The sequence below is a fragment of the Streptomyces sp. NBC_00647 genome (assembly GCF_045207245.1).
Classification (GTDB): Bacteria; Actinomycetota; Actinomycetes; order Streptomycetales; family Streptomycetaceae; genus Streptomyces.
Genome location: NZ_CP109040.1, coordinates 4,566,644 through 4,587,103, shown reverse-complemented (window position 1 = coordinate 4,587,103; position 20,460 = coordinate 4,566,644). Strand labels below are relative to the sequence as shown.

Annotated in this window: 16 protein-coding genes; 11 read left to right on the top strand and 5 right to left on the bottom strand. The window is 71.7% G+C overall.

Annotation, left to right across the window (positions count from 1 at the left end; genetic code table 11):
• Window positions 1-253: 253 nt before the first annotated feature.
• Window positions 254-3,805: a transcription-repair coupling factor gene (gene mfd, locus OG788_RS19960; protein WP_406372467.1), complete on the top strand. Its 3,552-nt coding sequence runs from the start codon at window positions 254-256 to the stop codon at window positions 3,803-3,805.
• A gap of 130 nt (window positions 3,806-3,935) precedes the next feature.
• On the opposite strand, the gene OG788_RS19955 is transcribed toward mfd, so the two are convergent.
• Window positions 3,936-4,526 carry a TetR/AcrR family transcriptional regulator gene (locus tag OG788_RS19955; RefSeq protein ID WP_406372465.1) on the bottom strand — a complete coding sequence of 197 codons (591 nt, stop codon included), beginning with the start codon at window positions 4,524-4,526 and terminating at the stop codon, window positions 3,936-3,938.
• A gap of 150 nt (window positions 4,527-4,676) precedes the next feature.
• Between OG788_RS19955 and OG788_RS19950 the strand changes: the two genes are divergently transcribed.
• Window positions 4,677-5,603: an SCO6745 family protein gene (locus OG788_RS19950; protein WP_406372463.1), complete on the top strand. Its 927-nt coding sequence runs from the start codon at window positions 4,677-4,679 to the stop codon at window positions 5,601-5,603.
• 690 nt (window positions 5,604-6,293) lie between these two features.
• Here the strand turns inward: OG788_RS19950 and OG788_RS19945 are convergent.
• Window positions 6,294-6,485 carry an antitoxin gene (locus tag OG788_RS19945; protein WP_266759587.1) on the bottom strand — a complete coding sequence of 64 codons (192 nt, stop codon included), beginning with the start codon at window positions 6,483-6,485 and terminating at the stop codon, window positions 6,294-6,296.
• Between the two features lie 162 nt (window positions 6,486-6,647).
• On the opposite strand from OG788_RS19945, the gene OG788_RS19940 reads away from it, so the two are divergent.
• Both OG788_RS19940 and OG788_RS19935 read left to right on the top strand, forming a co-directional pair.
• The gene (locus OG788_RS19940; RefSeq protein ID WP_406372462.1) at window positions 6,648-7,379 is read left to right on the top strand and encodes an HNH endonuclease family protein; all 732 of its coding nucleotides are present in this window, start codon (window positions 6,648-6,650) and stop codon (window positions 7,377-7,379) included.
• Window positions 7,380-7,544: 165 nt separating this feature from the next.
• Window positions 7,545-8,288 carry an N-acetyltransferase gene (locus tag OG788_RS19935; protein WP_406372460.1) on the top strand — a complete coding sequence of 248 codons (744 nt, stop codon included), beginning with the start codon at window positions 7,545-7,547 and terminating at the stop codon, window positions 8,286-8,288.
• 31 nt (window positions 8,289-8,319) lie between these two features.
• On the opposite strand, the gene OG788_RS19930 is transcribed toward OG788_RS19935, so the two are convergent.
• Both OG788_RS19930 and OG788_RS19925 read right to left on the bottom strand, forming a co-directional pair.
• A complete protein-coding gene (locus OG788_RS19930) occupies window positions 8,320-9,069 on the bottom strand; it encodes a hypothetical protein (RefSeq protein WP_351549635.1) in 750 nt (249 codons plus the stop codon).
• Window positions 9,070-9,140: 71 nt separating this feature from the next.
• Window positions 9,141-9,833, bottom strand: a complete 693-nt coding sequence (locus OG788_RS19925) for a hypothetical protein (RefSeq protein WP_406372459.1) — start codon at window positions 9,831-9,833, stop codon at window positions 9,141-9,143.
• 363 nt (window positions 9,834-10,196) lie between these two features.
• On the opposite strand from OG788_RS19925, the gene OG788_RS19920 reads away from it, so the two are divergent.
• From OG788_RS19920 to OG788_RS19895, 6 genes are all read left to right on the top strand, one after another.
• A complete protein-coding gene (locus OG788_RS19920; protein WP_406372457.1) occupies window positions 10,197-12,227 on the top strand; it encodes an N-6 DNA methylase in 2,031 nt (676 codons plus the stop codon).
• Window positions 12,228-12,389: 162 nt separating this feature from the next.
• The gene (locus OG788_RS19915) at window positions 12,390-12,989 is read left to right on the top strand and encodes a hypothetical protein (RefSeq protein ID WP_406372456.1); all 600 of its coding nucleotides are present in this window, start codon (window positions 12,390-12,392) and stop codon (window positions 12,987-12,989) included.
• Window positions 12,986-14,509: a serine/threonine-protein kinase gene (locus OG788_RS19910; RefSeq protein WP_351549647.1), complete on the top strand. Its 1,524-nt coding sequence runs from the start codon at window positions 12,986-12,988 to the stop codon at window positions 14,507-14,509. Before OG788_RS19915 ends, OG788_RS19910 begins: the two co-directional genes overlap by 4 nt.
• 226 nt (window positions 14,510-14,735) lie before the next feature.
• Window positions 14,736-15,563, top strand: a complete 828-nt coding sequence (locus OG788_RS19905; RefSeq protein WP_406372455.1) for a glycoside hydrolase domain-containing protein — start codon at window positions 14,736-14,738, stop codon at window positions 15,561-15,563.
• 137 nt (window positions 15,564-15,700) lie between these two features.
• Window positions 15,701-16,360: a SurA N-terminal domain-containing protein gene (locus OG788_RS19900; RefSeq protein ID WP_406372453.1), complete on the top strand. Its 660-nt coding sequence runs from the start codon at window positions 15,701-15,703 to the stop codon at window positions 16,358-16,360.
• A gap of 145 nt (window positions 16,361-16,505) precedes the next feature.
• Entirely contained in the window at window positions 16,506-17,531 is a 1,026-nt protein-coding gene (locus tag OG788_RS19895; protein ID WP_406376792.1) for a nucleoside triphosphate pyrophosphohydrolase, read from the top strand.
• Between the two features lie 64 nt (window positions 17,532-17,595).
• On the opposite strand, the gene OG788_RS19890 is transcribed toward OG788_RS19895, so the two are convergent.
• On the bottom strand, window positions 17,596-18,807 hold the full coding sequence (locus OG788_RS19890; RefSeq protein WP_406372452.1) for a globin domain-containing protein: 1,212 nt from the start codon (window positions 18,805-18,807) through the stop codon (window positions 17,596-17,598).
• A 168-nt stretch (window positions 18,808-18,975) separates the two neighbouring features.
• Here OG788_RS19890 and OG788_RS19885 point away from each other — a divergent pair, with 168 nt between their 5' ends.
• Window positions 18,976-20,247 (top strand): cytochrome P450, encoded by a 1,272-nt coding sequence (locus OG788_RS19885; RefSeq protein WP_406372450.1) that lies wholly within the window; start codon window positions 18,976-18,978, stop codon window positions 20,245-20,247.
• The last annotated feature ends 213 nt before the right edge of the window (window positions 20,248-20,460 follow it).

The window sequence follows — 20,460 nt, the reverse complement described above, 5'->3', positions numbered from 1 at the left end:
CATCGGGCGTCCTCGGAGTGCCCGTCCTGGCCGTTCCCGGAGCGCCGGGTTCAGGCCGGCGGCGGGCGCCGGAGCGGCGCCGGACCTACGACGGGCGGCGCGGGCGGCGTGTGCGGAGGGTCACCGGGGCGGGGCCGGGCCCTCGGTGGACGGCCACGCGCGAGCGGGCGCGGAGTCGTAGGCTGGGTTACCCCCGGCCCGTCCCACGTGTCGGGCGTCTCGCGTTGCCCACTCCCCGGGATGGAAGCCCTTCATGAGCCTGCACGGTCTGCTCGACGCCGTCGTCAAGGACGCCGCCCTCAAGGAAGCGGTGAAGGCCGCCGCCGACGGCAACCGGATGTACGTCGACCTGGTCGGCCCACCCGCGGCGCGCCCCTTCGCCATCGCCGCGCTCGCCCGCGAGACCGGCCGCACGGTGCTGGCGGTGACGGCCACGGGACGCGAGGCCGAGGACCTGGCCGCGGCCCTGCGCTCCCTGCTCCCGCCGGACGGCGTGGCGGAGTACCCGTCGTGGGAGACGCTGCCGCACGAGCGGCTCTCGCCCCGGTCCGACACCGTCGGCCGGCGCCTCGCCGTGCTGCGGCGCCTTTCCCACCCCCGCCCCGACGACCCCGAGACCGGCCCGGTGTCCGTCGTCGTCGCTCCCGTCCGCTCGGTCCTCCAGCCGCAGGTCAAGGGCCTCGGCGACCTGGAACCCGTCGTCCTGCGCACCGGCAGTACGGCCGACCTGGGCGAGACCGTCGCGGCGCTCGCGGCAGCCGCGTACTCCCGCGTCGAACTCGTCGAGAAGCGCGGCGAGTTCGCCGTCCGCGGCGGCATCCTGGATGTCTTCCCGCCCACCGAGGAGCACCCGCTCCGGGTGGAGTTCTGGGGCGACGACATCGAGGAGATCCGGTACTTCAAGATCGCGGACCAGCGCTCCCTTGAGGTCGCCGACCACGGTCTATGGGCCCCGCCCTGCCGCGAACTGCTGCTCACCGAGGACGTGCGGGCGAGGGCCGCGGCACTCGCCGAGGCCCACCCGGAGCTGGGCGAGCTCCTCGGCAAGATCGCCGAGGGCATCGCCGTGGAAGGCATGGAATCGCTCGCCCCGGTCCTCGTCGACGACATGGAGCTGCTGCTCGACGTCCTGCCCAAGAGCGCGATGGCCGTCGTCTGCGATCCGGAGCGGGTACGGACGCGGGCGTCGGACCTGGTGGCGACCTCACAGGAGTTCCTTCAGGCGTCCTGGGCCGCGACGGCCGGGGGCGGCGAGGCGCCCATCGACGTCGGCGCCGCCTCCCTGTGGTCCATCGCGGACGTACGGGACCGGGCGCGCGAGCTGGACATGATGTGGTGGTCGGTGTCGCCGTTCGCCGCGGACGGGGAGCTCACGGACAGCTATGCCGGGGGCGTGGGAGACACCCTCAAGCTGGGCATGCACGCACCCGAGACCTACCGGGGCGACACCGCCCGCGCGCTCGCCGACACCAAGGGATGGCTGGCCGACGGCTGGCACACGGTCTACGTCACCGAGGCGCACGGCCCGGCGGCACGCACCGTCGAGGTGCTGGGCGGCGAGGGCATCGCCGCCCGCCTGGACACCGACCTCACCGAGATCGGCCCCTCCGTCGTGCACGTGGCGTGCGGCTCCATCGACTACGGCTTCGTCGACCCGGCGCTCAGACTCGCTGTCCTGACGGAGACCGACCTCTCCGGCCAGAAGGCGGCGGGCAAGGACGGCGTCCGGATGCCGGCCCGCCGCCGCAAGACGATCGACCCGCTGACCCTGGAGACCGGCGACTACATCGTGCACGAACAGCACGGTGTCGGCCGCTACATCGAGATGGTGCAGCGCACCGTCCAGACCGCGACCCGCGAGTACCTGGTCGTCGAGTACGCCCCCGCCAAGCGCGGCCAGCCCGGCGACCGCCTCTACATCCCCACCGACCAGCTGGAGCAGATCACCAAGTACGTCGGCGGCGAGGCCCCGACGATGCACCGCCTGGGCGGCGCCGACTGGACCAAGACCAAGGCGCGCGCGAAGAAGGCGGTCAAGGAGATCGCCGCCGACCTGATCAAGCTGTACTCGGCGCGGATGGCGGCCCCGGGCCACGCGTTCGGCGCCGACACGCCCTGGCAGCGCGAGCTGGAGGACGCGTTCCCGTACGCGGAGACGCCCGACCAGCTGACCACGATCGCCGAGGTCAAGGACGACATGGAGAAGACGGTCCCGATGGACCGCCTGATCTGCGGCGACGTCGGCTACGGCAAGACGGAGATCGCCGTCCGCGCCGCGTTCAAGGCGGTGCAGGACGGCAAGCAGGTGGCGGTCCTGGTCCCCACCACCCTGCTGGTGCAGCAGCACTTCGGCACCTTCTCCGAGCGCTACTCGCAGTTCCCGGTCAACGTCCGTGCCCTGTCCCGCTTCCAGACGGACACCGAGGCCAAGGCGGTCCTGGAAGGGCTGCGCGAGGGCTCGGTGGACCTCGTCATCGGCACCCACCGCCTGTTCTCCTCGGAGACGAAGTTCAAGGACCTGGGCCTGGTCATCGTCGACGAGGAGCAGCGCTTCGGCGTCGAGCACAAGGAGCAGCTGAAGAAGCTGCGCGCCAACGTCGACGTCCTGACGATGTCGGCGACGCCGATCCCCCGCACCCTGGAGATGGCGGTCACCGGCATCCGCGAGATGTCGACGATCACCACCCCGCCGGAGGAACGGCACCCGGTGCTCACCTTCGTCGGCCCGTACGAGGAGAAGCAGATCGGCGCGGCGATCCGCCGTGAACTGCTGCGCGAGGGCCAGGTCTTCTACATCCACAACCGGGTCGAGTCCATCGACCGGGCGGCCGCCCGCCTCAGGGAGATCGTCCCGGAGGCGCGGATCGCCACGGCCCACGGCCAGATGTCGGAACAGGCGCTGGAGCAGGTGGTCGTCGACTTCTGGGAGAAGAAGTTCGACGTGCTGGTCTCCACGACGATCGTCGAGTCGGGCATCGACATCTCGAACGCGAACACGCTGATCGTGGAGCGCGGCGACAACTTCGGTCTGTCGCAGCTGCACCAGCTGCGCGGCCGCGTCGGCCGCGGTAGGGAGCGCGGCTACGCCTACTTCCTGTATCCGCCGGAGAAGCCGCTGACGGAGACGGCGCACGAGCGGCTCGCGACGATCGCCCAGCACACCGAGATGGGCGCGGGCATGTATGTGGCGATGAAGGACCTGGAGATCCGCGGCGCGGGCAATCTGCTCGGCGGCGAACAGTCGGGTCACATCGCCGGCGTGGGCTTCGACCTGTACGTACGCATGGTGGGCGAGGCGGTCGCGGACTACCGCGCCTCGCTGGAGGGCGGGGTGCAGGAGGAGCCGCCGCTCGAGGTCAAGATCGAGCTGCCGGTCGACGCGCACGTCCCGCACGACTACGCGCCGGGCGAGCGGCTGCGCCTCGCCGCGTACCGGTCCATCGCCTCCGCGAACACGGAGGAGGACGTCAAGGCCGTACGGGAGGAACTCGTCGACCGCTACGGCAAGCTCCCCGAGCCGGTCGAGAACCTGCTCCTCGTGGCGGGCCTGCGGATGCTCGCGCGCGCCTGCGAGGTCGGCGACATCGTCCTGCAGGGCAACAACATCCGCTTCGCGCCGGTGGAGTTGAGGGAGTCCCAGGAGCTGCGCCTGAAGCGTCTGTACCCGGGAACCGTCATCAAGCCGGCCGCCCATCAGATCCTCGTCCCCCGCCCGAAGACCGCGAAGGTCGGCGGAAAGCCCCTGGTCGGGAGGGAACTGCTGGGCTGGACCGGAGAGTTCCTGGCTTCGATCCTGGGCTCTTAGGCCCTGGGGCCGTCCGGCACCCGGCCACGGGGATGGCCGGCTCCGGGCAGCCGCCGGCCGCCGGCCGTCCGGGCTCTCGGGCGGACCGGCTCCGGTGGGGTGGGACCTCCGTCCCGGAGCCTTCCGCCGGTCAGGGCCGCGGGGAGCGGAACAGCATGCCCGTCAGGGCGTGGAAGACCTCGTCCGGGTCCTGCTCGCCCACCTGGGCGTCCAGATTGTGGCTGAGCAGGAGCGTGGCGAAGCCGTGGGCGAGGGACCAGGCCGCGACGCCGGCGAGGCGGGCGTCGGGGCCGCGGCCGTCCGAGGGGAGCGCGGAGACGGCGGCGCGCAGACGCTCGCCCGCGAGCGCTCTCGCCGCGGTGAGCTCCACGTCGTTCTCCCGGAGCAGCTCCGGGGAGAACATGACCTGGAAGTGGGCGGGATGCTCCCGCGCGAAACGTACGTAACGCACGCCCGCGTCACGCAGGTCGTCGGCCGCGTCGAGCGCGGTCGCCAGGAGGCCGTAGCCCTCCGCCGCGATGGCGGTGAGCAGGCCGGTGCGGTCCTTGAAGTGGTGGGCCGGGGCGGCGTGCGAGACGCCCGCGCGGCGGGCCAGGTCGCGCAGGCTGAGCGCGGAGGGCCCCTCGACGGCGATGACGTCGAGAGCGGCGCCGAGGATGGCGCGGCGCAGGTCCCCGTGGTGGTACGGGCGCGCGGAGCCGCTGGTCTTCGCGGGATTCATGAGAGCAGCGTACGCCGAATCTAGGCATTGCCAAGTTCAAGGGGCCCGGTCCGGCCCGGGGAATCTAGTCATTGACAAGTTGGGTCGGGTCGGGCAATCTTGGCAGTGTCAAGTTGTGGAGCGTGTCGTTACGTGACGAGGGGTGGAGTCATGTCGGGGAACGTCGACGAGACAGGCGGGGCCGGCGGGGCGAGCGTGGCGGAGGAGGGCGCGGGCGTCGAGCTCGGCCGGGTGCGTCAGCTCTGGCATCTGCTGGAACCCCTGCACGCCGTGCTGTACTACGCGCCGGAGGCCTTCGAGGAGGCGGCGGCTCTCGGATACGGGATCGAGGAGCGCTGGCCCAGCTACTTCCCCTACCGCGCGGCGCCGTTGGGGGCCGTCGGCGGTGGGCGAGTGGCCTCCGCCTTCTACAGCTTCAGCCCGCGCATGGTCGACGAGCACATCAAGTCGGCGTGGGAGAAGGCGAGTCCGGATCAGGTGCTCGCGGCGCGCGAGCGGGCCGTCGACCGGGCGTACCGGGCGATATTCGGCGACCGTGTCACCAGCCCCGAGCTGGCCGAGGCCGCGGCGCTGGCCCGCCGCGCAGCCGAGGCCGTGAACACGGCGGGGCGTCAACTCGCCGCCGCGAACGTGGACGTGGCATGGCCGGAGGCCCCGCACCTCCAGCTGTGGCATGCGGCGACGATCCTGCGCGAACACCGCGGCGACGGCCACCTCGCGGCCCTGCTGGTCGCCGGGCTGGACCCGGTCGAGTCCCTGGTCTCCTTCGCGGCGACAGGTGCGGCCTCCGTGGAGCGTTTCGAGAGCCGCGGCTGGAGCCCCGAGGAGTGGAGAGCGGGGAGGGGCCGTCTGATCGCCCGTGGCCTGGTGGACGAGGACGGTATCGCCACGGACGCCGGCCGTGAGCTGCGCCGCCAGGTCGAGCAGCACACCGACCAACTCGCCGCCGCCCCATGGCAGTCGCTCGGCCCGGACGCCGTCGCCCGCCTCGCCGACCTGCTCGGTGAATTCTGGGTCGCGGTGCTGGGCTCGGGACTGCTGCCGCCGGAGACGACGCTGGGGATCGGCAAGGTCTGACGGTCGATCGGCAAGGTCTGGCAGCGGCGGCGGCGGTGGCAGCGGCGGCGCTCGGCCGGTCGGGAAGGAGCGGGGCGAGGGCCGGGAGCACTCGATGCCCTGGCCTGCCCGGCGAGCGAGCGATGGCGGCTCCTGGTGAGGGTGCGACGACCTCAGGGTTCACCCGGTGAGGATGTGACTCCCCAGCCCGCCCGGCGAGGGTGCGACGCCCCCGGTCCCAGCCGGGTGAGGGTGTCACGGCCTCAGGCTTCACCCGGCGAGGGTGCGGCTCCCTCAGCCCGCCCGGTGAGGATGCGACGCCCCCGGTCCCAGCCGGTGAAGGTGTCACGGCCTCAGGCCCTTCACCCCGTGAGGATGCGACTCCCCAGCCCGCTCGGCGAGGGTGCGGACGGCGTCAGGCTTCATCCCGCGGAGGGTGCGAGGCCCCAGCCCCGGTCGACGGAGGCGCAACGACTCCGGCCCCACCCGGCGAGGAGCCGTGATGGGGCTGAAGTGGACGTACTGGGCGTACCGACCGCACCGCGCTCGCCGCCACTGACCGGCTTCATCGGCCGGTCGGTGGGCCTGTTGGGCGAGCCGACCTGCCTCCTCGTTTCCGAGTGGAGTGGCTCGGCGCCTTCACACGGCACCTCGGGCGCGGTGCGCGGCGGCCGACGGTGGGCCGATCTGCGCGTTCTCGGATCGCTCCGGCTATGGCTGTCCGGGCCGGTCACGGTTGCGGTCCATGCCCATCGCGCCTTCGGCCTTCTGTTGCGCGTCGTCGACCTTGTCCGTGTATTTGTCGCCGGTCTTCTTGTTGACCTGCTTCTCTGCGGCGTCGGACATGTCTCCTGCCTTGTCCTGTGCCGCCCGGCTGCTCTTGAACCTGTCGAAGATGCCCATCCAGAGCTCCTTCCGGGGGTGACTCACGACCGACAATACGCCCGGCATGCCCTGATTGCCCATCGACGCCTGGTAGGGCCGAGGAATGGCGGCCGCTACCTTGGGCAGACGGAAAACACGCCCGAGCAGGGCGGATCCGGGGAGGCGAAGGGGAGGGGCGTCGTGGCGCGTCTGAGGGGTGGGGCGGCTGCTGCCGCGGTGGTGCTGGTCGTCATCGGGGCCGGAGTCAGCGGCTGCAAGAAGGATGCCATCGGTTCCGCGGGACCGGAGGAGACGACGGCCGGCGGCGGTGGCGCCGCGCTCACCGCCGTGGACTCACTGACCGTCAAGGGGCGCGCGCCCAAGACTGGTTACAGCAGAGAGCGGTTCGGTACGGCGTGGGCCGACACCGACTCGAACCACTGCGACACCCGCGACGACATCCTCAAGCGGGACCTGAAGGAAGTGAAGTTCAGCGACGGCGCGTGCAGGGTCTCCCGCGGAGTCCTCGAACCGGATCCGTACGGCGGCAAGGACGTCACCTTCACCCGCGGGCGCAGCCTGGTCGACATCGACCACCTCGTCGCGCTCTCGGACGCCTGGCAGAAGGGCGCCAAGTACTGGGACGCGAGCAAGCGGATCGCCCTGGCCAACGACCCGCTCAATCTCCGCGCCGTCGGCGCCAGCGCCAACCGCAGCAAGGGCGACGGCGACACGGCGACCTGGCTCCCGCCGAACAAGGCGTACCGCTGCACGTATGTCGCCGCGCAGGTGGCCGTGAAGAAGAAGTACGGGCTGTGGGTCACCGGCGCCGAGAAGGCGGCCATGAAGAAGGTGCTGGCCGGCTGCCCGGGCCAGAAGCTCCCCTCGGGCGGCAACTCGACGGCCGCGCCGGAGAGGTTCCACGCGAACTAGGCGTAAGAGGAAGCGCGTTGACGGATGGCGTGTGTGATCCGGGCGGGGTGCGCGAGTCGGCTGTGAACCGTGGGACGCCGAGGGCCGGCCTGGTCCTGCCCCGCGTGCCGGCCGGATACGGAAAACCGTTTCATCCGGGTCGGGTCGGCGCCTACCGTGTCGGGCATGGAGCTGAAGGTGTCGTGCCTCGCCGAGCGTCCGGAAATGCTGCGGGACGTGGTCGGGATGGCCGACAGCTGGCCGGAGTTCCTGCTCCACGACCCGGTGGGGAACGCGCACTACGGCCGGATCGCCTCCGAGCTTCCGGAGTATGTGCTCTTCGCCGAGGACGAACGCGGGCGGGTCGTCGCGCACGCCTACAGCGTGCCGTTCGCGCTCGCGGACGAGGAGGGGGACGAACTGCCCGCGCGGGGCTGGGACGAGGTGCTGGCCCGGGCCTTCTCCGACCGCCGCCGCGGCACACCGCCCGATACGGTCAGTGCCATCTCGATCGTCGTCGCCCCGCACGCCCAGGGCGGCGGCCTGTCGGCCCGGATGCTCTCCGCGATGCGGGACAACGCCCGGGCACGCGGCTTCGACGAGGTCGTCGCCCCCGTCCGCCCCAGCGCCAAGCATCTGGAACCGGCCACCCCGATGCGGGAGTACGCCTTCCGGGAGCGTTCCGACGGGCTGCCGCACGATCCGTGGCTGCGCGTGCATGTGAGGGCGGGCGGCCGGATCGAGGCGGTGGCGCCGGCGTCCATGACGGTGGCGGCTTCGCTGGAGGAGTGGCGCGACTGGACCGGGCTGCCCTTCGACACGGAGGGTCTGGTCGAGGTGCCCGGCGCGCTGGTGCCGGTTCACTGCGAACCGGGTCGCGGCTATGCCGTGTACGTCGAGCCCAACGTGTGGGTGCGGCACTCCGTCTGAGCTCGACGCGGGGGTGGTGAACGGCGGGTCGTCAGCTGCCCAGCTTGTCCAGGTCGAGGATCTTCCCGGCGGGCTTGTCGGCGGCGACCGGCTTGTCGTACTCGCTGAAGGTGATCGTGCCCGGGTCCTTGGCGGAGGTGCTGTCGACCCGCAGCAGATAGGGCTTGCCCTGGGTGGCGACGTACAGGGTGTACCGGTCCTTGCCGTCCTTCTCGTGCAGGACGATGGCCGGGGTCCCGTCGACGGTGGTCGTTTTGCCGCGGGTGGCATCGGAGTTCATGTTCTCCGCGTCCGCGAGCACGGAGTCGAGGTCGCAGAAGCCCGCGATGTCCTTCGCGTCGGAACCGGTCGCGGCCATCTTGGTCCACTTGCCGGCCAGCATGTCCACGACCCCGTCCGTCTCGGCCTTGGAGTCGCTCCCGGCCTGGGCGCGGAGGAACGCCTCGTCGTACTTCATGTAGACGGTGTCGCCGGTCTTGATGAGGTCGGCCTTGCCCTGGCCCTTCATGTTCATCGTTCCGGCGCACTCGCCCTTCTTGTCGAGCGCCATGTCGATCCGGATGGTGCCGCCGTCCTCGTCGTCGGGTACGTCGCCCTTCATCCGGAGCGAGGTGGCACCCGTGGTGGCCTTCACGGCCCGGTCGGCGATCTCGCCCCCGGACAGCCCGGCGAACGGTCCCTTCGGCTTGCTGTCCGCTTTGGTCTCGCCGGGCAGGCAGCCGGTGAGGCCCGCGGTGGCCGCGGCGGCGAGGCAGAGAGCGGCAAGTGCGGTGCGACGCATGAGAGTTCCTTGGCGTGGTGTCGGGTGATGGAGAGGGTGGGGGGAGCGGTTTCCGGAGTGGCGGGACGGCGTCAGCCCGTCTTCTTCCAGTCCCCGCAGCCCGCCGTCTTGAAGTAGGCGTCGCCGGCGCCGATGGTGACGACGGCGGTGCCGGACACGTTGTTGTTGGCCACGATGGAGTTCATGGAGTGCGAGGCGTCCTTGTCGCGCTCCCAGTAGCAGGAGTCGTCGGCGTTGCCGTTGGACTTGTAGGTGCCGGGGGCGATGTCCGCGCCGACTCTGTACATGCCGCCGTCGCCCTTCATCCGCGTGGCGGGCGATCCGGACGCCTTCGCGTCGACGGCCTCCCAGTCCTCGCAGCCCTTGGTCTGGAAGAGCTTGTCGCTCGCCTTGACGGTCACGTAACTGGTGCCGCTGACATTGTCGTTGGCGATCAGGGAGTCCATCTCGCCCGAGGCGTCCTTGGCGCGCGCCCAGTAGCACATGCCGTCGGTGTTGCCCGTGGTCCGGTAGGTGCCGGGCTTGATGTCGCTGCCGACCTGGAAGTCGCCGCTCCCCTTGAAGGCGACCTTCTTCGCGGCCTTGTCCGCCGTGCCGCCCTTCTTTGTGTCCGCCTTCTTGCCGGACTCGTGCTGGGCGGAGGAGGTGTCCTTGCCGTTGTCGCCGGAACCGCTGTCTCCGTTGTTGCCCGCGTTCGCCGACACGGCGCCGATGACGACGATGCCGACCACGGCCCCCAGCCCCAGCTTGCCCTTGATGCCCATGACTGTGCCCTCCCCTGGCTGTGAACAGATTGCGTGAACACGCACGGCGACCGGTTCGTTCCGGCGACTTGCCCGTTCGATGGGTCAATAACAGCAGAGCGTGTGAACCGAGTCAACACGATGCGCGAGAAACGCTGTGTACACGTGCGTGAAGGGGTAGATCTTGCATTCGTCGGTATGCTCGGCGTCACAGGCCGGGACGGTGGGCCAGGGGTGTCACGAGCCGTGTGGTGCGCCCGGGCCGGACCGGCGCCACGGGTGCCACGAACACCCGGACGCCGCAGCGGGAACGGATGTCTCGGGCCGCAGGTGTGCCACAGGGGCCCACCGGGGTCGCCGACCAGAACGAGGGGAGCCGGGCGGGTGCAGCACAACGCGACAGAGGTGACCGCCGCCGGAATCGCACGGCTCGCCGGGGTCGGCCGCGCCGCCGTCAGCAACTGGCGCCGCCGGCACGCCGACTTCCCCAAACCGGTCGGCGGCACCGAGACCAGCCCCTCCTTCGCGCTCGCCGAGGTCGAGTCCTGGCTGCGCGACCAGGGCAAACTCGCCGAGGTCCCGCTGCGCGAACGCGTCTGGCAGCAGCTCGCCGGCCACCCCGAAGGCCCGGTCACCGCACTCGTCCACGCCGGATGCGTGCTCCTGCTCATCCACGACCGGCCCACCGACTGGCTGGAGCTGAGCGCGGGCTCCGACGAACGGCTCGCCTCCCTGCTGCCCGCCGCCCTCGACCAGGTGATCACCCCGCGCTTCGGCGCCCCGCGCGAGCGCGCTGTGAACACACCGGCCGGCCCCGCGCTGCTCACCTCCGCCCCGCTGCTGCGCGGGGCCGCCGAGCTCGCCGCGGAGCTGGGCGCCCGGCAGACGTACGAGTTCCTGCTCGGGCGCCACCTCGACGCCAACCCGCGCCAGTACACGCTCACGCCGGGTGACCTCGCAGCGCTGATGGCCGAGCTCGTCGGACCGGCACGCACGGCGCTCGATCCGGCGTGCGGTACCGGGGCGCTCCTGCGTGCCGTGGCACCCCGGCCGGACCAGGAGCTCTACGGCCAGGACAGCGCGCCCGAGCTCGCGGCGCTCTCCGGGCTGCGGCTCGCGCTCCAGGGGAAGGCCGCCGTCCGCACCGCCGCCGGCGACAGCCTCCGCGCGGACGCGTACCCCGTGCTCAAGGCGGACGTCGTCCTGTGCCACCCGCCGTTCAACGAGCGCAACTGGGGGCACGACGAGCTCGCCTACGACGCCCGCTGGGAGTACGGCTTCCCGGCCCGTACGGAGTCCGAACTGGCCTGGGTGCAGCACGCGCTGGCCCACCTCAGGGACGGCGGCGCCGCCGCCGTCCTCATGCCGCCGGCCGCCGCCTCGCGCCGCTCGGGCCGCCGTATCCGCGCCGACCTGCTGCGCCGCGGTGCCCTGCGGGCCGTGATCGCCCTGCCGGTCGGCGCGGCGCCCCCGTACAACATCCCGCTGCACATCTGGGTGCTGCGCCGCCCCGAGAAGGCGCCCGCGCAGCCCGAGCTGCTCGTCGTCGACAGCGGCGCGTCGGCCGGGGAGGGCCGCGGCGGCCTCGACTGGGCGGCCGTTCGCAGCGCGGTGCTCGATGCGTGGCGGCCCTTCGAGCGGACCGGCACCGCGCCGGAGCGGCCGGGCTTCAGCCGTTCGGTTCCGGTCATCGAGCTCCTCGACGACGACGTCGACCTGGCACCCGCGCGCCATCTGCCGCCGGCCGCCGCAGGAGGCGGCACCGAGCGGCTCGCGAGCGTGCGGGAGCACCTCGGCGACACCCTGCGCCTGACCGCCGATCTCACGCCCGCCGAGGCGCGGCGCATGCCCCCCGTGCGCTGGCCGCTGATCACCGTCGGTGAACTCGCGCGCGGGGGAGCCCTCTTGCTGCGCACGGGCGGAAACAGCGCCCCCGGGCGCGCGGCGGTGCTCACCGACCACGACGTGCTCGCCGGAACCGCGCCGTCCGGAAGCCTCCCCGAGGGGGAGGAGGAAGCCGTCCTCGTCGAGGCGGGGGATGTCGTGGTCCCTGTGCTGGGCGGCGGCTCCATGGCGCGCGTGGTCGACGAGGACACGGCGGGCGCCGTCCTGGGGCGCAATCTCACGCTCCTGCGCCCCGATCCGGCCTCCCTGGACCCGTGGTTCCTCGCGGGCTTCCTGCGCGGCACCGCGAACAACCGGCAGGCCAGCAGCTACGCGTCCACCGCCACCCGGCTCGACGTGCGGCGCCTGCAACTGCCCCGGCTCGCGCTGGACGACCAGCGCCGCTACGGGGAACGCTTCCGCGCGCTCGCCGAGTTCGAGGACGCGCTGCGGCGCGCGGGGCGGCTCGGGGAGCAGCTCGTGCGGGGGATGTACGACGGTCTGACGGACGGGACGGTCACACCCGGCTGAGGGAACGGGTGTTCCCGCGGGGGCTCCCGGAGCCGGCCGGGGCACGCGAAGCGATCAGCACGACAACGGTTCGGTACAACCCGGGACCGGTTGTCCTCGTCGGCCTATACGCTCGGACTCCCAACTCGTACGTCCGTCCCCATCAGGCCTCCAGGAGCAGTCATGCACGGCCACGGCTACGCGCCGCCTCCGCCGAAGCGACCCTCGACCGGGGTGCTGGTCGTGCTGCGCGTGATCTTCGCAGCGGTGCCGCTCCTGAGCATCGGCTTCCTGGCGTGGGTCGCCACGCTGCGCGTGGCGCTCGTGACCCGCAAGGCCGCCGACTGGTGGATCTTCGTGGGTTCGCTCGCGGCCATGGGGATCAGCTTCGGCTACCTCAGCACCGACCACACCGACGACTTCAGCAGCCCGAACGGCAACGTCGGGATGATCATCCTGCTGCTGAACGCCGCTGCCTGCACGGGCTACTTCCTGTTCGCGGACATCCGCCACTACAGCAGGCCGAGCCCCTTCGGGTATCCGCAGGCCGCCCACCCGGCCGAGCGCTACGGGTACCCGCAGCCCGCGTCCCCGTACGCGACCCCGGTCCCTCAGCAGCCGGTGGCGCCCGTGCAGCAGGTCCCCGTGATGCCGCCTCCGCCGCAGCGGCCCGCGCCCGCGCGGATCGACCAGGTGCGTGCCGAGCTCGACGAACTCAGTGACTATCTCCGTAAGCGCGACGGTCAGCACGAAGACGGCAGGGACGGCAGGGACGGCAGATGAGTGTGGCGACGAGCCGTGTGATCGCGGACCGCTACGAACTGTCCACGCTCATCGGGCAGGGCGGCATGGGCCAGGTCTGGACCGCCTACGACCAGCGCCTGGACCGGCGGGTCGCGGTCAAGCTGCTGCGTCCCGACAAGGTCGCGGGCCAGGAGGCGGACGAGCTGCGCCGTCGCTTCGTGCGGGAGTGCAGGGTGACCGCGCAGGTCGACCACCCCGGTCTGGTCACCGTCCACGACGCGGGCAGCGTGGGCGAGGAACTGTTCCTGGTCATGCAGTACGTGGACGGGGCGGACCTCTCCGACCATCTCGCCGAGCACGACCCGTACCCCTGGCAGTGGGCCGTCGCGGTCGCGGCCCAACTGTGCGCCGTGCTGAGCGCGGTGCACGCCGTGCCGATCGTGCACCGCGACCTCAAGCCGCGGAACGTGATGGTCAAGCAGGACGGCACGGTCACCGTGCTCGACCTGGGCGTCGCCTCCGTCATGGACACCGACACCACCCGGCTGACCCACACCGGCTCGCCCATCGGCAGCCCCGCCTACATGGCCCCCGAGCAGGCGATGGGCGGCGCGGTCGGCCCGTACACCGACCTGTACGCGCTCGGTGTGCTGCTGCACGAACTCCTCAGCGGTGACGTGCCGTTCTCCGGTTCGACAGCGCTCGGCGTGCTGCACCGGCACCTCTACGAGCCGCCGCTCCCGGTGCGCCGGCTGCGCTCCGAGGTGCCTCCCGCGCTGGAGGACCTCGTGCTGCGCCTGCTCTCCAAGGACCCGCAGCACCGGCCGGCGTCCGCGCAGGAGACGTACGAGCAACTGCTCCCGCTGCTGCCGGCCCGCGGCATGCCCACGGGTGCCCCGCTGGACCCCACGCGCCCCTTCCTGCGCCCGCACGCGCCGTGGCCGGACCGGGCGCGCACGCCGGCGCCCCAGCCGCAGGCCGCGCCCGCGGTGGAGAAGCCCGATGTCGCGGGCGCCGTCGACGAGGTCAAGCGGCTGCTGGGCGAGGGCCGCATCACGCAGGCCGTGGACATCCTCGGTTCGATCCTCCCGGCGGCCGCCGCCGAGCACGGGGAGCACTCGCCCGTCGTGCGCACCCTGCGCAAGCAGTACGCGGCCACGCTCATGGACGACGGGCAGTACCGCCGCGCGCTGCCCGAACTGCGCCGTCTCGCCGACGAGCGCGCCGCCGAGGCGGGCCAGGCCGACCCGCAGTCCCTGCGCTTCCGCTACGACGCGGCCCAGTGCCTGGAACAGCTAGGCGAACCCGCCGCCGCGCTGGCGGAGTACCGCGCCCTGCTGCCGTACTACGAGAACCAGTACGTCGCCGGAGACCCGGAGATCTCCCTCGAAGTCCGCCGCAGGATGGGCCACTTGCTGCTCGCCCTCGGTGACCGCGGTGCCGCCCACGACACGCTGGCCAGACTCCTGCACGACGTGGAACGGCTGCGCGGACCCGGGTATCCCATGGCGGCGGAGATCCGGCGGACCCTCCAGTGGCTGGGGCAGGTGAGGGGCTAGAGGCCCGGCGCGGGCGCTCCTGCCGCTCGGGCCTCGAAAGTTTTGCGCCGGCTTGGCCGAAGCTTGTGATGATCAAGATGCGCTGTTTCCCGAACCGGGGCGGCGCGCTCGGTACGGTGCGATCCGCATTCGTGCGCCACACGCGCGCGGCGCCCACTCGATGCGCGCCGCACGCCCGCGTGACCCGCGCACCCGACACACGTGAACCATGGGGTGGGGATTTTTCATGTCCAGCCATCGGCATTCCAAGAAGCGCAGATACGTGGCGTGGGCCGCGGCGGGCGCCGCCGTGATCGCCGGAGCCGGGATCGCCGCGCAGACCTCGATGGCCACCACCACATGGCCCGCGCAGAAGACCTTCACGGGCCGCGCCTTCGACACCTGCGCGGCTCCCTCGCTGAACGCGATGAAGGCCTGGCACACCGGCTTCTACGGAGCGGCCGCCGTGTACATCGGCGGCAAGAACCGCGGGTGCAGCCAGCCCAACCTGACCGCGTCCTGGGTGAAGTCGGTCAGCGCCGTGGGCTGGAAGCTCATCCCGCTGTACGTCGGCGCCCAGCCGTCCTGCCAGACCGGGAGCAGCCCCGAGAAGCTCACCGCCGCGACCGCCGCGTCCCTGGGCGCGACCGACGGCGCGGACGCGGTCGCCAAGGCCTCCGCCCTCGGCATGAAGGCCGGCAGCCCGATCTACCTCGACATGGAGTCGTACGACGTCACGGACAAGGCGTGCAACGACGCCGTGCTGACGTACGTGCGCGCCTTCGACAAGACCCTGCACGCCAAGACGTACCGCACCGGGTACTACGGCTTCACCAGTTCCAGCGCCAAGGCCGTCGCGACGGCGACCGACAAGACGGATCTGCCGGGCAACCTCTGGTACGCGCTGTGGGACAGGACGAACACCACGACCACCGACTGGCCGTGGGGCGCCACCCAGTTCACCGGCCACAGCCGCGCCCACCAGTACATGGTCAACAGCAAGGAGTCCCGAGGCGGTTACACGATCACCGTGGACCGGGACGCGTGGGACGCGCCCGTGGCGATCACGGGCTGAGGACGATGTGACGTGCGGCGGTGCCCGAACTCGTCGCGAATCGTTGGTCGAATGGCTGGCCGAGAGGCGGGCCACTGCCTACCATCGATCACCGCAAGACTTTGTGCACCGCCGCACAATCTCCTCGGGAGGCTTCCTTGCACCGCCGCCGTCGCACCGCGCTCGTTCTCTCCGCCGCGATCGTCGCGGCGGCACCTCTCCTCACCGGCTGTGGCAGTGAGGCCCATCCGGGCGCCGCGGCCGTCGTCGACGGCCGGCGGATCACCGTCGCGCAGCTGGAGAGCCGGGTGAACGAGGTGCGCTCGGCGCAGCGGGCCGCCAGCAAGGACGACGCCCAGTACGAGCAGGTCATCGCCAACACCGGCACCCTCACCCGCGACACCCTGCACGGCATGGTCCTGGACCGGGTGCTGGACCGGGCGGCGAAGAACGCCGGAGTGGGCGTGACCCGCAAGGACTCCCAGCAGATGCGGGCGGCCCTCGAACAGCAGGCGGGCGGCTCGGAAGCGCTGGAGGCGGCCTGGCTGACGAACTACGGCGTGGCACCGCAGCGCCTCGACGACAGCCTGCGCACCGAGATCGAGGCCCGGAAGCTCGCCTCCGCACTCGGCGCCGACATGAACACCACCGACGGCAAGGCCGCCTTCTGGAAGGCGATGTCCGCCGCCTCCAAGCAGCTCGACGTCGACCTGAACCCGCGTTACGGCACCTGGGACGTCCAGAAGAGCAGCCGCGTCGACGCGAAGACGCCGTGGCTGCGGGAGGTCACGGCGACGGGGACCCAGCAGACGGCGTGACCGTCTCCGGGCCGTTCGCGGACCGGCGGTGCCCCCGGGCCTGTGGACGGCTTCGGGGGCTGTCGGCGGTGTGGGTTACGTTCGAGGGGTGAACGCAACCAGCAGCTTCGACGGCGACGAGCGGACCGCTGCCGACGCGACCGTCGTGGGCCCCGGCCCCGGCCGTATCGTCCTGCTCACCACCAGCCACCGAGTCGCGCCCGGGCTGTTGTCCTGGCCCGCCTGGCAGGCGCTGCACGGCGCCGACCGGGTCCTGTGCGCGGACGGCGCGCACCCGCAGGTGCCGTATCTGCGCGAGGCCGGCATCACCGTCGACGAGGAGTCCCCGACCGCGGAGGACCTGGTCGACGCGTGCGCAGGCGGCCGTTCGCTGGTCGTCGTGGCCACGGGCGAGGGCGAGCCCCGCCTCACCGACGGCCTGGCCCGGCTGGCGGGCTCCGGCCGCGTACAGATGCCGGACCTGGAACTGCTCCCCGCCTCGTACGACCTGCCGGGTGCCCGTCTGCTCGACCTCGTCCAGGTGATGGACCGCATCCGTGCCGAGTGCCCCTGGTCGTCGCAGCAGACCCACAAGGGCCTGGCGAAGTACGGCATCGAGGAGGCGTACGAACTCGTCGAGGCCATCGAGGAGGGCGACCGGGACGAGCTGCGTGAGGAGCTCGGTGACGTCCTGCTCCAGGTCGTGTTCCACTCCCGGATCGCCGAGGACGACGAGGAGGCCCCCTTCTCGATCGACGACGTGGCCGGTGGCATCGTCGCCAAGCTGATCCACCGTCACCCCCATGTCTTCGGCGACGAGACGGCGACGACGCCCGAGGAGGTCAAGGCGCACTGGCTGCGCACCAAGGCCGAGGAGAAGCGGCGCACCTCGGTCACCGAGGGCGTCCCGCTGGGTCAGCCCGGCCTGGCCCTGGCGGCCAAGTTGTCGTCCCGGGTGCGTACGGCGGGACTCGAGGTCCCGCTGCCCGCCGGGGAGGGCGTGGGGTACGAGCTGCTGGCGATGGCCGCGCGCGCGGAGGCCGAGGGCGTGGACCCGGAGGCGGCGCTGCGGGCGGCGGCCCGGGCGTACCGGGACGCGATCCGCGTGGCGGAGGGCTTCGTGGGGACGGAGCAGGACCGGCACGGAGACCAGGGTGGGGACCAGCGCGGGGACCAGGACGAGGAGGAGTGAGGGGCGGCGCAGGGTGAGGGGCGGAGAAGGGGAAGGCGCAGGGGAGGACTGACGGCGGCCGGAGTCACGCCCCCGTGGCGCGGTCCGCCGGGTTGTGCCAGTTCGGCACGGGTCGGTCGAGCAGCCACTCCGCCGCTCCCAGCGGGCGGGGCCGGCTCTCTCCGGTCGGCGGCAGCAGGTCGTGGAAGACACGGTCGGCCGGTGCACCGAGGGCGGGAAGGGCCTCGCCGACCTCCTCGACGAGATCGGGCGGACCGGCGAGGTAGACGTCGTGCCGGGTCCAGCCGGCCCGGTTGCCCAGAGCGGTGAGCAGCCGTTCCGTCGCCTGTGCCTTGGGGCGGCCGGGCGCGGGCGTGATGAAGGTGACGGCGAGCCGGGGGAGCCGGGCCCGCAGGCGTTCGACGGCGGGCCGGTCGTAGAGGTACGCGATGTCGCGGGCGACGAGGAACAGGCGGGCCTCGTGGGCTGTGTCGAGCTGTTCCAGCATGGCCTTCACCGGTGCCCAGCCCGTGCCGGCCGCGATGAGGGTCAGGGGCCGGTCGGCCGGTGTCCGCAGGGTGAGGCCGCCGCCGGGCGCGCCGAGCCGCAGTACGTCGCCCACGCGGGTCTGCCGGACGAGCGCGGTGGAGAGCACCCCGCCCTCGACGCGGCTGATGTGCAGGTCGACGGTGCGGTCGGCGCGGGGCGCGTTGGCGAGGGAGTAGGGGCGCCAGACGCACGGCAGTTGGGGCATGTTGACGCTGACGTACTGACCGGGGGAGTAGGTGAGCCGCTGCCGTGGCCGCAGGCTGAGGACGACGAGGTCGTCGCCGTGCCGGGTGCGGGCGACGACCTCCGCGTCCCACCAGCGGGGCTCGCCGTGGTGCTGGGCCTCCCAGGCTCCCTGCAGCATGAGGTGGGTGATCGTCCCGTACGCCTCGGCCCAGGCCTTCTCGGCCTCGGCGCTCCAGGCGGAGCCCGCGACGAAGGCGAAGGCGGCGATCAGGCTCGCCCCCACGGCCGCGTAGTGGTCCGGCTGCGCCAGGTACTTCCTGTGGTCCCGCCCGAGATCCCTCAGGTACCGGGGCAGTTCCGGATCCTCCAGCCCGTCCATGACGAACGTGAGCGCCGCGAAGAGCCGGTCCCGCTGCCGCTCCATGTCCTGCGGGAGGTCCGCCGGGAACAGCCCGCGGAGCTCCGGGTTGTGGCGGAACAGATGCGAGTAGAAGTACTTGACCGCGAACTCGGCCCGTCGTTCCACGACCGCGAAGCTGGATCTGAGTATTTCGGGGTCCACTGCGTGAATGTAGGGAGGTGCCGAGCGGCCGAGTCAAACAGCCGGCCATGTCTGGACAGCCTGGGGTGAAAAGGGCAGGGTGCTCCCGGTCGCCGCCGGGCGTCCCGGGTACCGTCCCGATCGCCGGTCGGCCCGGGCGTCCTCGTGTCCTGCGGATACCGTCGAGGGGTGACCGAGCACGAATCCCCCGCCAGCGCCGCCCCCGAACTCTTCACCTGGGAGTTCGCCACCGATCCCTACCCGGCCTACGCCTGGCTGAGGGAGCACGCGCCGGTGCACCGCACCCGGCTGCCCAGCGGAGTGGAGGCCTGGCTCGTCACGCGGTACGCCGACGCCAAGCAGACGCTCGCCGACCAGCGGCTGTCCAAGAATCCCGCGCATCACGACGAACCCGCGCACGCGAAGGGCAGGACCGGGATTCCCGGGGAGCGCAAGGCCGAGCTGATGACGCATCTGCTGAACATCGATCCGCCGGACCACACCCGGTTGCGGCGGCTCGTCAGCAAGGCCTTCACCCCCCGGCGTGTCGCCGAGTTCACCGCGCGGGTGCAGGAGTTGACGGATCAGCTCATCGACCAGTTCGCGGCCAGGGGCTCGGCCGACCTCATCCACGAGTTCGCCTTCCCGCTCCCCATCTACGCCATCTGCGACATGCTGGGCGTCCCGCGCGAGGACCAGGACGACTTCCGGGACTGGGCGGGGATGATGATCCGGCACGGCGGCGGGCCGCGGGGCGGGGTCGCGCGGTCCGTTAAGAAGATGCGCGGCTATCTCGCCGAGCTCATCCACCGCAAGCGCGAGGCACTGTCCGATGTGCCCGGGCCCGGCGAGGACCTCATCTCCGGACTCATCCGCGCCTCCGACCACGGCGAGCACCTGACCGAGAACGAGGCCGCCGCCATGGCCTTCATCCTGCTCTTCGCCGGTTTCGAGACCACGGTCAATCTCATCGGGAACGGGATGCACGCCCTGCTCACCCACCCCGAGCAGCGGGCCCTTCTCCAGGCCTCCCTCGCGGCCGGGGAGAGCGGACTGCTCGAGACGGGCGTCGAGGAACTCCTGCGCTACGACGGGCCCGTCGAGCTGGCCACCTGGCGGTTCGCGACCGAGGACGTGCGGATCGGCGGGCAGGACATCGCGGCCGGCGATCCCGTGCTCGTGGTCCTCGCCGCCGCGGACCGCGACCCCGAGCGGTTCGAGCAGCCGGACACGCTCGATCTCGCACGGCGTGACAATCAGCACGTGGGCTACGGCCACGGCATCCACTACTGCCTGGGCGCGCCGCTGGCCCGTCTGGAGGGGCAGACCGCGCTCGGCACGCTTCTCACTCGCCTCCCGGACCTCCGACTTGGGGGAGATCCGGCCGATTTGCGTTGGCGTGGAGGGCTCATTATGCGCGGATTGCGCACGCTTCCAGTGGAGTTCACCCCGGTCAAATAGTCCTTGATCGGTCCATCGGCGACCCTTCGCCACCCCTGTCGAAGAGGTTCTTCCGAATACCGGAAAGAGCACCCTTCCGGCTACCGGAACATGACGATCCATCAAATCTGTGATCTTCACGTGATCTGTACTGCATCGACTTGTGACAAGCGTTCGAGTCCGGCTACGTTCACCCATCAACGCGGCACCTGCGCTTCTTACTTCGCAGGATGC

Coding starts and splice junctions, on each gene's coding strand:
- mfd (WP_406372467.1), top strand. CDS start 254: ATGAGCCTGCACGGTCTGCTCGACGCCGTCGTCAAGGACGCCGCCCTC.
- OG788_RS19955 (WP_406372465.1), bottom strand. CDS start 4,526: ATGAATCCCGCGAAGACCAGCGGCTCCGCGCGCCCGTACCACCACGGG.
- OG788_RS19950 (WP_406372463.1), top strand. CDS start 4,677: ATGTCGGGGAACGTCGACGAGACAGGCGGGGCCGGCGGGGCGAGCGTG.
- OG788_RS19945 (WP_266759587.1), bottom strand. CDS start 6,485: ATGGGCATCTTCGACAGGTTCAAGAGCAGCCGGGCGGCACAGGACAAG.
- OG788_RS19935 (WP_406372460.1), top strand. CDS start 7,545: ATGGAGCTGAAGGTGTCGTGCCTCGCCGAGCGTCCGGAAATGCTGCGG.
- OG788_RS19930 (WP_351549635.1), bottom strand. CDS start 9,069: ATGCGTCGCACCGCACTTGCCGCTCTCTGCCTCGCCGCCGCGGCCACC.
- OG788_RS19925 (WP_406372459.1), bottom strand. CDS start 9,833: ATGGGCATCAAGGGCAAGCTGGGGCTGGGGGCCGTGGTCGGCATCGTC.
- OG788_RS19915 (WP_406372456.1), top strand. CDS start 12,390: ATGCACGGCCACGGCTACGCGCCGCCTCCGCCGAAGCGACCCTCGACC.
- OG788_RS19910 (WP_351549647.1), top strand. CDS start 12,986: ATGAGTGTGGCGACGAGCCGTGTGATCGCGGACCGCTACGAACTGTCC.
- OG788_RS19905 (WP_406372455.1), top strand. CDS start 14,736: ATGTCCAGCCATCGGCATTCCAAGAAGCGCAGATACGTGGCGTGGGCC.